Source organism: Rhizobium sp. WCS2018Hpa-16 (assembly GCF_031843705.1).
GTDB classification, from domain to species: Bacteria; Pseudomonadota; Alphaproteobacteria; order Rhizobiales; family Rhizobiaceae; genus Agrobacterium; species Agrobacterium tumefaciens_C.
This window is the reverse complement of record NZ_JAVTIX010000011.1, coordinates 60,324-72,766: the sequence shown is the minus strand read 5'-3', so window position 1 is coordinate 72,766 and position 12,443 is coordinate 60,324. Positions and strand designations below refer to the sequence as shown.

Genomic DNA, 12,443 nt, shown 5'->3' with positions numbered 1-12,443 from the left:
GTGGGTTTATTCAGCAAGTGGTTCGGTTCTACCGCATCGGACGTGCAGACATCACAGCCAAGAGCGGATTCTGGTGGGACCGGTTACGTCACTTATTCGCTGGATGATCCGCGCCTTTTGGAATTCCTGCGCACCGGCCATGAATCTGGATCTGGTGCGACCGTCACCGTCGAAACGGCAATGCGCAACACTGCGCTGTTTCGGGCTTTTAGCCTGATCTCGAATGCGATCGGAATGCTGCCGTTTCAGCTTATCGACGACGACACCAAAGAGAAGGCGACAGATCACCCGCTTTACAGGGTGCTCCATCGACAGCCCAACAACTGGCAGACCGCATTCGATTTTCGGGTGTTGATGCAGTTGCGGGCCTTGGCCCATGGGAACGCCTACGCCCTGATTATCAGAGGTCCAAACCTGAAAACGGGCCGGCGCGCTGTGTCACGTCTCATACCGCTGGACCCGGAAAGAGTGACGCCGATCCAGAACGCAGACTGGTCGGTCAGCTATCGGTACCAACCCAAGACTGGCGGGCATAAACTCTATGCTGGCGACGAGATCTTCCACCTGCGTGGCGTGTCGATCGACGGCATCAACGGCATATCGCTGGTGAAGCAGGCGAGGGACGCGATCGGGATTGCACTGTCTGCCGAACTTGCAGCGGCTCGTATTTTCAAGAACGGTTCCATGGTCGGCGGTGCGCTGGAGCATCCCGGAAAACTATCGGACACTGCTTTCGACAGACTGCAAGCGTCTCTCGCGGAAAAAGAGGGCGCTGAGAATGCAGGTAAGAACCTCATTCTTGAAGAGGGCATGAAATACAGCACCCGTGCCACCAACGCCAAAGACTCGCAGCTTATTGAAGCCCGGAAGATGCAGGTCGAGGAAATTGCCCGCGTGACCGGCGTTCCTAGACCGCTTCTCATGGTTGATGAGACCAGCTGGGGTTCTGGCATCGAGGCGCTTGGTCGCTTCTTCGTCCAATATGCGCTGGGGCCTTGGTTCGAGAGCTGGCAACAGGCGGCGGAACGAAGCCTCCTGGAGGAGAGTGAGCGGGATCGCTACTCCGCAAAATTCAATCCGGGTGCACTACTGCGCGGATCGATGAAAGACCAGGCTGACTTCTTCGCAAAAGCCCTTGGCACCGGTGGCGCGCCTGGCTGGCTTTCGCAGAACGAAGTCCGCGATCTCTCGGACTATCCTGAAACACCTGACGGAAACACGGTCAGCAAGGGCACAGCCAGTGCCGCTGTCCCAAAGGAGACCCGTGAAAATGACACATGAGCATTCGCTACAGGTCTTTGCCAAGGCTCGTCCAGGCGCATTGCCAGTTCCTGCCAACCGAGATGTGTCCGCTCTGACAAAGCCAAGCGTGTTTGATAAATGGGCTTCTGAATCTGCTGGCGTTCGCGCTGTCGATCAGGGCGACAACGTCATCACAATGTTTGAAGCCATTGGTGAAGATTACTGGTCTGGTGGCGGGGTGACAGCCAAGAGGATCGCAGCGCAGCTGCGAGCGATCGGACCGCGCCCGGTTGAGGTGCAAATCAACAGCCCAGGCGGCGACATGTTTGAGGGGATCGCTGTTTACAACGTTCTTCGCGAACATTCGCAGCCGATCACTGTCAAGATCATGGGCATGGCCGCGTCGGCAGCATCCATAATCGCCATGGCAGGCGATACCATTGAGATCGGTGCCGCATCGTTCATCATGATCCACAATTGCTGGGTCGTTGCTGTCGGTAACAGGCACGACATGCGTGAGACGAGCGAATGGCTCGAGCCGTTCGATCAGGCCATGGTGGATCTCTATGCCGCCCGATCCGGGCAAGACGCGAAAGAGATAGCGAAATGGATGGATGCGGAGACGTACATGTCCGGATCACAAGCCATCAGCCGTGGTTTTGCTGACAGCCTTCTTACATCGGACAGCATGACTGTCGACGAGGATGCGAAGGCGAACGACAGATCCATCAACGAATTGCGAGCGACAGAAATTTCGCTCGTGTCAGCGGGAATGACGCGCTCCGATGCGCGCGCCCGCATTAACAAGATCAAGGGCACGCCTGGCGCTGCCACTGAAGCCACGCCCGGCGCTGGCGATGACTGGTCCGACCTGATCGGACTCTTATCCACGCTTCGTTCTTAGGAGATTATAATGAAGCATATTTCTCAGGCTGCGTTTGCGGCCTCGACGGCGCTTGCGCCGATGCCACGCGCCGTCCATGCAACCCCGCGCGCGGATTCATCCGATCCGAAGGCGATGTTGACGGAGCTGAAGGCGGCTTTTGAGGACTTCAAGAAGTCCAACGACGAGAAGCTGAAGGCTAAGTCAGATGATATCGTCACCACGGAAAAGGTGGAGCGGATCAACACTGCTGTTGGCGATCTTCAGGCGAACTTTCAAAAGGCGCTTGACGATCTGAATGCCAAGCTTGCGGCCGCTGAGATTGGTACCGGTGTGATCGGCGACATTCCTGCCGACCCTGAATATGTCGATGCCTTCAAGGCCCACATGCGCAAGGGTGACGTCAAGTCCGCCATGACGAAGGGTGTCGCCGAAGATGGTGGCTATCTGGCTCCTGTCGAGTGGGACCGGACCATCACAGGCAAGCTCAAGCTGGTGTCGCCTATCCGTGCCAATGCACGTGTGATCTCGATCACGGGTGCAGGGTTCAAGAAGCTCTTTACCGATCGCGCTGTCGGTTCGGGCTGGGTTGGTGAGACAGCGTCGCGGCCTGCAACCTCGACACCGCAGATCGGACAGCTGGATTTCCCGCTTGGCGAAATCTACGCCAATCCTGCGATCTCGCAGCAGCTCCTCGATGACTCCGCGATCAACCTGGAAGAATGGCTGGGGGCTGAAGTCGATACCGAGTTTGCACGACAGGAAGGTATTGCGTTTCTGTCTGGCGACGGCGTCAACAAACCGCATGGCATTCTGACTTACGTCACCGGCGCGGCTAACGCGGCTCGTCATCCGTGGGGTGCGATCGAGGTCATCAACAGTGGTGCTGCCGCTGGCATTGCCTCGGACGCTTTCATCGATCTCTTCTATTCGGTGCCTGCTGTCTACCGTCAGAATGCCAAGCTCTACACCGGCCGCCTGGCGCAGGCTTCCATGCGTAAGCTGAAGGACGGACAGGGAAACTACCTGTGGCAACCTTCCTTTGCGGCAGGTCAGCCAGCAACGCTTGCAGGTGAGTCGATTGTTGAGATCCCGGACATGCCGAATGTCGCGGCCAACAATATCGCGGCGCTCTATGGCGATATGGAAGCAACCTACCTGGTCGTCGATCGCGTCGGCATCCGTGTGCTGCGTGACCCGTTCACGAACAAGCCGTTCGTGCATTTCTACACCACGAAACGTGTTGGTGGCGGTGTTTATAACCCCGAACCCATGCGCGCGCTCAAGATCGCAGTGAACCCATAAGCGCAACGAGAGGCGGCGGATTGATCCGCCGCTTTCACCCTGACTTCAACAGAGGATAGCGAAATGGCTATGACAAAGACGACCACGGGCAAGGCCACCACGGTCAAGACTGGCAAGGCCACAATGGTGAAGACTGAGGCTGCAAAACCTGCGGTGGCAACCGGCGAGGACAGTGCGGCTGGGATTGCAGCGGCTTCCGAATTTGCACCTTCAGGCGTGCCCATCCAGTCGGTACCGGACGTCGATCCATCGCACATCGCGGTGGATGCGGATCCGCGCAAAGGCACGTCGGAAACGCAAAACCGTATCGACTTCAATGATCCGACTTTGACGGGTCGTGAGGCTGTAGAACAGAACCAAAAAACCAGAGAGTAGGCAAACATCATGGGAGACGTCGTCGTTCTTACGACAGGGCCGCTGTACACTCTTGATGAGGTGAAACAGCATCTTCGCGTTGATGTCCCGGACGACGACGCTCTTATCGAAGCCTACATGAGCGCTGCTGAAAGCGCCGTTCTTCAGTACTGCAATTTATCTCTTGTGCCCGTTGGCAAGGAAGCCGTGTTCAAGGTTGCGGCTCTGATGTACGTAGCCGCCATGTATGAGAACCGTACAGGCTCATTGGCGCTCCCGAGTTCGAGCTCCATGCTGGTGGATCCCTACCGGTGGCTGAGGGTCTGATGATGGAGGCTGGTGACCTTGATCGTCGCATCACATTTCAGCGCGCAGCAGAGACAAGCAACGAACTTAACGAACCGATTGAGACTTGGACTGATCTGGTCACAGTTTGGGCTCGAAGACGTGATGCCAGCGATGGTGAGAAGGTTGGTGCCGGGCAAGTCGGATCAACGCTGATGAGCCGCTTCGTCGTTCGCTCCAGTGAGATCACGCGGGATGTCATACCGACAGATCGCATTCAGCACGACGGCAGACTTTGGAATATTCAGGGCATCAAAGAAGTTGATGCAGGCCGCCGCCGTTTTCTGGAAATAACCGCCATTATGGACGCGGATTGATGTCAAAAACCAGGGTGACTATTGACGGCTTGCAGGATCTGGATCGCGCGCTTTCGTCGCTTCCACGGTCTGTCGGGAAAAAGGTTGCGCGGGATGTTCTGAAAGACGCTGCGGAACCGATGGCGCGTGCAGCACGTCAGCTCGCGCCCCGCGACGAATACCATCTTTATGAAAGCATCGATGTTTCGACACGTCTTAATTCCCGTCAGAGATCTCTCCATCGGGAAGACGTGTCACCGAGCTTTCAAGAGATGTTCGTTGGCACGAACAATCCTGCTGGCGTTCAACAGGAGTTCGGGAACGAGCGGCATGGTGCGCAGCCTTTCATGCGACCGGCATGGGATGCCGAAAAAGTCCCGACCTTGACGCGGATATCGAATTCGCTGTGGTTCCACATTGAGAAAGCTGCACGACGCTTGTCTCGCAAGAAATAGGTCATGACAGGATGGAAGAGCTTCTGACGGGCTTGCTGGCATCTATAGCCGGCGGGCGGCGCTATTGGGTGCGTGCTCCTCAGAAAGCGGCCCGTCCATATGTACTGTTACAACGCGCTTCGTCCGCGCCATCCTATCATATGCAGGGTGCCACCGGGCTCACGGCGATCCGGGTGCAGATTGACGTGTACGCGGATAAATACACCGAGGCCACGGCGGTGGCGCGCTCCATCAACGCCACTCTTTCCGGTTACAGCTCTGGCAAAATCCAAGGGATATTTGTCGAGAGCGAAAGGGATCTGCCTGCTGCGGACGCAGGTGAGGTCAGCACTTTGTTCCGCATATCGATCGACATCATCATCCATTATGGAGAAAGCCAATGACCGACGCCCGCATAGGCTACGGCACCATCTATGAAATCTGGGACAAGACCCTTCAGGTTCCTGCATTCGTCGAGGTGGCCGAAGTCATCAATGTCACACCAGGCGAAGCGACTGCTGACCGCGTGGACGCCACGCATATGCAGAGCCCCAACCGCCGGCGTGAATACATCTCCGGCCTCATCGACAATGGCGAAGCGTCGTTCGAGATCAACTGGGTGCCGGGTAGTGACACGGACGTTATGCTTCGAGAGCTCTTTGAGTCCGGCGAAAACGTCAATCACAGAATCACCTTTCCTGGTGCTGCGCCCCGCGTGAGTGTCACTTACGAGGCCAGCATTATCGGCTTCTCGAAGGCGATCCCGATCGACGATCGCATGACAGCCACGATCACCGTAGCGGTATCAGGCGCTGAAACGTGGGGCACAGCGGCATAATGGCAAACGACATCAAAGGTGAGGTCAGCTTCAAAGCCCTCGACAAAGAGTGGACCCTGAAGCTTGGCAACGGCGCTGTTCGCCACGTCGAGAACAAAACCGGCAAGACGTTTCCCCAGATCGGGCGTGAGCTGTCGAATGAAAATAGCGCGTCTATCACTCTTCTGACGCAAGTGTTTCATGCGGCACTGACCCGTCATCATCCCGATATCACGATCGAAGTCTGTGATGATATTATCGACGAGATCGGTCACGATGGTGCCGGCATCCATCTCGGTAAGGCGTTTCAGCTGATGCAGCCCAAAGCGGCGAAGGGCGGTGAAAGCCGCCCCAGGAAAGCGACGGCTGGATAGACTGGCCGTCGCTTGTATCGACATGGATTGAGGCGGGTCAGCCTTACGAGTTGTTCTGGGATCTGACGCTCTACGAAGTCAGCCTGATCATCGAGGGCGTATCGAACGCCCGAAAGCGGGAGCGTGACGAGTATCTCTCTCTCGCTTGGCATACAGCCTATTTGACAGCGTACGCGCCTGAGAAATCCAGCAAGTTCACCAAACTCGAAAATCTGATTGGCGAACCAAAAGCGCCAACGGGTCGCCGAATGTCTCCCGACCAAATCGAAGCTGTCACACGCGCCTGGTTGGGGTCTCGACACAAGAAAAGTGGGTAGTCACAATGGCAAATGCTGTTATCGGCGCTCTTCGCGTCAATCTCGGTCTAAATACTGCCGAGTTTGAGAACGGCGTTAAACGCGCTCAGGCTTCGTCGAACAAGTTCGGGGCCGCGATCAAGACTGCCTTCGTGGCGGCGGCAGCTGCTGCCGCTGGTGCACTTTCAGGGTTGGCCGTTGCTCTTACCAGCACGCTTGGCGCTGTTGACGACATTGCCAAGCGTGCACAGATATCGAACACTACGTTCGAGGATTTCCAGCGCCTGGCTTTTGCGGCTCGCTCCGTAGGTATTGAGGGCGACAAGCTTGCGGACATCTTCAAGGATGTGAACGACAAGATCGGCGATTTCAATCAGACGGGCGGCGGCCCGATGAAGGATTTCTTTGAGAATATTGCTCCCAAGGTCGGTCTGACGGCTGAGGCGTTCAAGAACCTCTCCGGTCCACAGGCGTTGCAACTGTATTACGACAGCCTCAAAAAGGCGGGCGCGAATCAACAGCAGATGACCTTTTACATGGAGGCGCTCGCGTCTGACGCCACCGCGCTCATCCCGCTTCTGGCGAAGGGCGGGGAAGGTTTCCGTAAGTTTGGTGAAGGCGCGTCGGTGATTTCTGAGGAGACTGGCAATAAACTCAGGTTCTTCAACCAGTCCATGCGCAATGTTGGTCAGGCGATTAGTGATGTTGCACTGGCAGGTGTCGCGGCGCTCGCCCCGGCTCTTGTGGTGATCGGTGCAGGGTTGAATAGCTTCTCACAGTCACTGCGCGATCTTATCCAGTTTTTGCCGACTGTTGCCGAATACTCAGCTGTCGCAGGCGGAGCCTTGGCTCTCATGTTCGCGCCGGCAATCCTGTCTACTGTCGGAAGTCTTATCATCGCGATCGGTACCGGCCTTGTCGGTGCAATTCAGTTCTTGACCGTGGCGATTGCCGCCAATCCGCTGGGTGCACTTGCCATAGGCATGGCCGCTGCGGTGGTTGCTGCCTATCATTTCCGCGACGAGATCCAGCAGGCGATCGGTGTGGATGTTGTCCAGATAGCCAAGGATGCGGCAAATCTCGTCATCGGATCGTTCGTAGCGGCCTTCGAAGACATTAAATTTGTTTGGCAGAATTTCCCGAGCATCATCGGGTCGGCGGTCATCGGTGCGGCAAACCTTGTGATCAAGGTCGTCAACGAGATGGTGAACGGCGCGAAGATGGCCGTCAACGATCTGATCTCTGCGATCAATTATATTCCTGGCGTCGATGTCGAGGCCGTGAACACAGGTGGCAGAGCAATCGACGAGATTGCAAACCCATTCTCTGAGGCGCTCTCAGGAGCGGTCGACAAGCGCAATGAGGCCGTAAGCGCTGCGCTCAACAAAGATTACATCGGTCAGCTTGGTAAGGCATTCGAGGGCGCTACGCCGGCCGCTGTGAATTTTGGCAGCGCGATGGGCAACGTCAACAAAGAGCTCGCGGCTGGCGCTGGTGACGGTGGAAGCAAGAAAGGCAAGTCAGAGGCTGAGAAGTACTCGGACATCATCGATAAGGCTAATCGACGCATAGCAACGCTGAAAGCAGAGCAGCAAGCTGTTGGGATGTCTGAAGAGGCTGCTGCCGCACTTCGGTATGAAACCGACCTGCTCAACCAGGCTCAGCAACGTGGGATCGCCATATCGGCGGCGCAAAAAACGGAAATCTCTGGTCTGGCTCAAGCCATGGCTTCGATCGAGATAGCGACCGAGAAAATGCGAGAGGCGTTGGATTTTGCCAAGGATGCCACAAACGGCTTTCTGTCAGATTTCCGGCAGGGCCTTGAGAATGGTGAGAGTATCTGGAAGTCGTTCGGCAATGCCGCGATGAATGTCCTCAATAAGATCATCGACAAGATCCAAACCCAGCTCGTAGATGCTCTGTTCTCGGCAAACAGCATGCTTGGCGGAGGATCCTCTGGCGGCGGCTTTCTAAGTAGCCTGCTTGGCGGTTTCGGAAAGCTGTTCGGCTTTGCGAGAGGCGGCACGATACTGCCCGGCGGTGCCGGCGGAATTGATAGCCAACTTGTTGCGTTCCGCAAGTCACCAAATGAGCGTGTCGATATAACCAAACCCGGCCAAACGCTTGCAGCGGGTAACGGGGGCGTGGCTCGCGTCATTGTTGGCGTCGATCCAAAGAATGGCAGCATTCAGCCTTATGTTGATAGCAGCATTCAGCAGGCAACACCGGGCATCCAGTCCGGCGCGGTAGGGCAGGCCAACCGCATGGCACCAGCTGCTGTCGCACAATACAACGCAACGCGCAGCGGAGGAGATTATCGGAATGGCTGATGTTCTGGTCTGGCCACAAGATGTGCTGACGCCTTTGGCCTGCTACCCGAACATTGTGCCATTCTCCCGATCGGGCGGGCGATCTCTCGGTGGATTGGAGCCATCAATCAGAACCGACCTCGGCTTCTGGTCTATCGAGCTGTCGGATATTCCCGTCAACGATCCTGCGCAGCGCCGGACATGGCTTGCCATTCGCAACGCGCTGGGTGGACGTGCGGGATTGATTGCCGTCCCGGCCTGGAGCCAAGATGTTGCGCCTTACGCCTCGGGGGAATTTGAGCCTCTTGCCTTCGTGCCGCATGACGATGACACGCCGTTTTCGGACGACACACTCTACAGCCAAGGAGCCATTGTCGTTCAATCGGTCGGCGTCACGGCGATCGGCGCGACGGTGATCCGGCTGAGGATTATTCAGGCCGAAGAAAATCTCGTCGGTGTCCGGTTTTCATACCAGCACGCTCTTTATGAGACCGGCCCGGTGATCGACATCGATGACGATGTCTGGACGGTCCCGATTTCGCCAACCGTGCGGGCTCCGATCCCTGACGGTGCGGATCTCGAATTCGATCGACCGACATGTCTTTGCCATCTGGCCTCTGACGATCAGATGGGTGCAGGTGTCGATCCCGTGCCATTCGAGCGCCGATCTGTCGCCTTCCTCGAGGCGAATGACTACTGGAACAAGCTGGCATTGGGGTTGGTCTGATGGCGTTAAAAGTTTTGCGCGTTTTGTGCCAGGTGGATCTCCCATCTGGCCCGCTTCGCATGTGGGACGGCTCTGGTGGGCCGCTTCTTGACAGTGCCGGAAAGGTCTATCGCTCCTGCGTCCTGACCGACGAGGCCCTGGCCTCGATCGAAATGGCGATCAATGCCGAGGCCTACACGCTTTCGCTGGTCCTTAACGCGCTCGACGAGAAAACTTCCAACTCGATCTATGCGGACTACAAGGCGAAGACGATCAAGGGATCCCGCTTCCGGATCATGATCCAGAAATGCGATGACCGGGAACAGCCGTTTGGTGATCCCAAAATCATGTTTACCGGCAAGATCGACAATCTTGTGTGGGGGGATGGCGTCAGCGGCGACGAGATCCGCTCGAATATCACAATCGAGATCGTCAACCGCTTTACGATGCGCACGCTGACAAGCGGCGCGGTTCTCTCTGACGTCGACCGCAGGGCGGCTTCCGCCATTTTAAATCCGGGAGCCCCGCCTGACAGAATCGCAGAGCGCGTTCCGCTCTACCGCGACAAGACAATTACCTGGCCAAACTGGTGAACCATGCAAGAAACGCTGCGAGAGTTTTTCCGGGCCCATGGCCAGCAGCCTTGGAAGCCGGGTGAGGTCGATTGTTGTCTGTTTCTGGCATCCTGGGCCTTGTGGTTGGGGCATCCTGACCCGGCTCCGCATCTGCGCGGGACATATGATTGCGACGATGGCTTCCGCGCCATCATCCGCGCCGCCGGTGGCGTGGTGCCGGTTGTTGAGCGTTGTGCCGGGTTGATAAGGGCCAAGCGGCTCCAGCAGCCTGTATGTGGCGCAATTGGCGTCATCGGCAGCCAGGCCAACATCGATCATCAGTACGGCGCTATCTTTGACGGTATGCGCTGGAATGTCCGCTTCATCCACAGCATTGGCCCCATGACGGCCGCGCCTCTGGCGATTTGGAGTATTTGATTTGCCTGGTGTTCTTGAGCTCACTGCGATCATCATATCGTCATTGGCGACGAGTGTTCTTGGCGCGAACCTGCTTTACCTCGGCACCTATGCTCTTGCCGCCGCTGGTCTTGCATTCGGATATTCTGCCCTTCAGAGCTATCTGAACCCCAAGCCAAAGGTGCCGAAGCCGGAGGATGGCAGTTACAATATCAAACAGAATGTGCCGCCGCTTTCCTATGTTCTTGGACGTGTGAAAAAAGGTGGAGACTACATATTTTTGGAGGAGGCGGGCGGCGTTGCTTATCATTCGACCGCACTCGCAGCGCACAGAATCAATCGGTTTGTGCAGCACTACCTACACGACAAGAAGCCAGATCTAAATGCGGACGGCGTCGCAACCAGCACTTCGATGGCTGGCGTTGTCAGGATTAGGACACGGCTCGGTCTCAACGCTGAAACCGTCTACACCCATATCCGAGACGCTTTCCCTGCGATTTGGACCAACGATCACCGGGGTGATGGGTTGGCGACCATAATGATGCAGGTATTTACTGTCGATCAGAAGGAGCATATGCGCGTCTTTCCGAATAGCATGCCAGAACACTCGGCCGTTATCGAGGGCGCTTTTCTTTTTGATCCCCGCAAGGCCAACCAGCACATCCCAAATCAGCCTGCCACATGGGATTATGCCGAGAACCTTGCCCTGATGCGGCTGTGGCACCTGACCCATCCTGTGGGCGGCAAGCTGGCGATTGACGATATGTATCTGCCGGATTGGATCAACGCCGCGAATGTTTGCGACGAGGATGTGACCAACAGGGCCGGGGGAACGGAACCGCGCTATCACGGCGGCTTCTGGTTTCGTGCCAACAATGAAGTGACTGAGGTTGGCCGCATTATTGACCAGGCGGCAGAGCTCGTCGTGTTCGAGCGGCCGGATGGCCTCGTCGGGGTCCATGCAGGCCATTTTGTTGAGCCAACGATCCGCCTGACGCGCGATGACATCATCAGCGTGAACTTCGATGCCAATGAGCGTGACTCTTCTACAGTGTTGGCAGTGCGTGGCCGCTACGTTGACACCGCAGCCGATTATGTCACGCAAGATGCGGCGATATTCGGCAATCCGTATCAGGCGGATGACGACAGCGAGCGTACCAAGACTGTCGATAACGCTGCCATCCAAAGGCACAATCATTGCCAGCGTCTGCAAAAGATCGCGCTCATTCGCGCCAACGCACCAAGGGTTTCGGTGCTTGCGCATTATGAGTCGGCGGAAGAGGTTCCTTACCATCGCTCGGTGCGGGTGCATCTGCCACCGAAGATGGAAGAGTCGATTGTGGAGATTACGGCCACGCCAAAGATTTCCTTGAGAAATCTGACGGTGGAGTTTTCTGGCATCATCATACCTTCCACACTTTGGAGTTTTGTTGCCGCCGTGGAAGAAGGCGCGCCGCCGGCGACGGTTGACAAGGTCAATCCCGCCGGCGTTCCTGTGCCAACAGACTTTGTCGCCACCATCCAGACGGAAGTGGTTTCTGGTGGAGCGACGGCAGCTTTCGCGAAGGCAACTTGGTCGCTTGTTTCCGAGGTGCTGACCTATGAGTTTGAATGGGAACTCACGTCTTTAGCCCAGCCTGCGCAATCCGTTCTTTCGAAGGCCGGAGAAACGCAGGTAAAGTCGGTCTATCTTGTAGACGGCGCTCAATACCGTTTCAGGCTTCGTGCCTGGGGCGGTGGAACGCCTTCGGTTTGGACGGGATATCAGATCGCCACGGCGACGGCTGACCCGGTCGCACCAGGTGCCGTGACAGGTGCGACTGTGACTGAGGGCGTGGGGAAGACGATGTTCGAATGGACCGCGCCTAATTCTGCGAACTATTACGCCTGTCAGATCCGCGTTGGCACGACGAACAATATCAATGCGTCAACTCTGGTCGCAACGGAATACGGGCCACCAAGTGCCGTCGATAACCGAATGGTTCTCGGGCTTTCTGCCGGCACCTATTACGGCTGGCTTCTGGCCATTAATGCTTCCGGCCGCGCTGCACCTGCGGTGGCTGTAGGAGCTTTCATCATCACCTGACGGCTTAGCCGATACATCACAATTC

Annotated in this window: 15 protein-coding genes; all 15 read left to right on the top strand. The window is 56.7% G+C overall.

Annotation, left to right across the window (positions count from 1 at the left end):
- Nucleotides 1-1,281, top strand: coding sequence for a phage portal protein (locus tag RQI55_RS22340; RefSeq protein ID WP_311273531.1), 1,281 nt, complete (start codon nucleotides 1-3; stop codon nucleotides 1,279-1,281).
- Entirely contained in the window at nucleotides 1,271-2,146 is an 876-nt protein-coding gene (locus RQI55_RS22335; RefSeq protein WP_311273532.1) for a head maturation protease, ClpP-related, read from the top strand. Before RQI55_RS22340 ends, RQI55_RS22335 begins: the two co-directional genes overlap by 11 nt.
- A 9-nt stretch (nucleotides 2,147-2,155) precedes the next feature.
- Nucleotides 2,156-3,430, top strand: coding sequence for a phage major capsid protein (locus RQI55_RS22330; protein ID WP_311273533.1), 1,275 nt, complete (start codon nucleotides 2,156-2,158; stop codon nucleotides 3,428-3,430).
- A 63-nt stretch (nucleotides 3,431-3,493) separates the two neighbouring features.
- Nucleotides 3,494-3,805: a hypothetical protein gene (locus tag RQI55_RS22325; RefSeq protein WP_311273534.1), complete on the top strand. Its 312-nt coding sequence runs from the start codon at nucleotides 3,494-3,496 to the stop codon at nucleotides 3,803-3,805.
- Between the two features lie 9 nt (nucleotides 3,806-3,814).
- Entirely contained in the window at nucleotides 3,815-4,111 is a 297-nt protein-coding gene (locus RQI55_RS22320) for a head-tail connector protein (protein ID WP_311273535.1), read from the top strand.
- Nucleotides 4,096-4,446 carry a phage head closure protein gene (locus RQI55_RS22315; RefSeq protein ID WP_311273536.1) on the top strand — a complete coding sequence of 117 codons (351 nt, stop codon included), beginning with the start codon at nucleotides 4,096-4,098 and terminating at the stop codon, nucleotides 4,444-4,446. The genes RQI55_RS22320 and RQI55_RS22315 overlap by 16 nt, the downstream gene beginning before the upstream one ends.
- Nucleotides 4,446-4,880: an HK97-gp10 family putative phage morphogenesis protein gene (locus RQI55_RS22310; RefSeq protein ID WP_311273537.1), complete on the top strand. Its 435-nt coding sequence runs from the start codon at nucleotides 4,446-4,448 to the stop codon at nucleotides 4,878-4,880. Before RQI55_RS22315 ends, RQI55_RS22310 begins: the two co-directional genes overlap by 1 nt.
- 11 nt (nucleotides 4,881-4,891) lie before the next feature.
- On the top strand, nucleotides 4,892-5,263 hold the full coding sequence (locus RQI55_RS22305) for a DUF3168 domain-containing protein (protein ID WP_311273538.1): 372 nt from the start codon (nucleotides 4,892-4,894) through the stop codon (nucleotides 5,261-5,263).
- Nucleotides 5,260-5,697 (top strand): phage tail tube protein, encoded by a 438-nt coding sequence (locus RQI55_RS22300; protein ID WP_311273539.1) that lies wholly within the window; start codon nucleotides 5,260-5,262, stop codon nucleotides 5,695-5,697. The genes RQI55_RS22305 and RQI55_RS22300 overlap by 4 nt, the downstream gene beginning before the upstream one ends.
- Nucleotides 5,697-6,050 carry a hypothetical protein gene (locus RQI55_RS22295; protein ID WP_311273540.1) on the top strand — a complete coding sequence of 118 codons (354 nt, stop codon included), beginning with the start codon at nucleotides 5,697-5,699 and terminating at the stop codon, nucleotides 6,048-6,050. Before RQI55_RS22300 ends, RQI55_RS22295 begins: the two co-directional genes overlap by 1 nt.
- Nucleotides 6,051-6,372: 322 nt before the next feature.
- Complete coding sequence (locus RQI55_RS22290) at nucleotides 6,373-8,676, top strand: hypothetical protein (RefSeq protein ID WP_311273541.1); 2,304 nt, start codon at nucleotides 6,373-6,375, stop codon at nucleotides 8,674-8,676.
- Nucleotides 8,669-9,382, top strand: a complete 714-nt coding sequence (locus RQI55_RS22285; RefSeq protein ID WP_311273542.1) for a hypothetical protein — start codon at nucleotides 8,669-8,671, stop codon at nucleotides 9,380-9,382. Before RQI55_RS22290 ends, RQI55_RS22285 begins: the two co-directional genes overlap by 8 nt.
- The gene (locus RQI55_RS22280) at nucleotides 9,382-9,954 is read left to right on the top strand and encodes a hypothetical protein (RefSeq protein WP_311273543.1); all 573 of its coding nucleotides are present in this window, start codon (nucleotides 9,382-9,384) and stop codon (nucleotides 9,952-9,954) included. The genes RQI55_RS22285 and RQI55_RS22280 overlap by 1 nt, the downstream gene beginning before the upstream one ends.
- A gap of 3 nt (nucleotides 9,955-9,957) precedes the next feature.
- Nucleotides 9,958-10,353, top strand: coding sequence for a DUF6950 family protein (locus tag RQI55_RS22275; protein WP_311273544.1), 396 nt, complete (start codon nucleotides 9,958-9,960; stop codon nucleotides 10,351-10,353).
- A gap of 1 nt (nucleotide 10,354) precedes the next feature.
- Nucleotides 10,355-12,418 (top strand): hypothetical protein, encoded by a 2,064-nt coding sequence (locus RQI55_RS22270; RefSeq protein WP_311273545.1) that lies wholly within the window; start codon nucleotides 10,355-10,357, stop codon nucleotides 12,416-12,418.
- Nucleotides 12,419-12,443 lie beyond the last annotated feature (25 nt).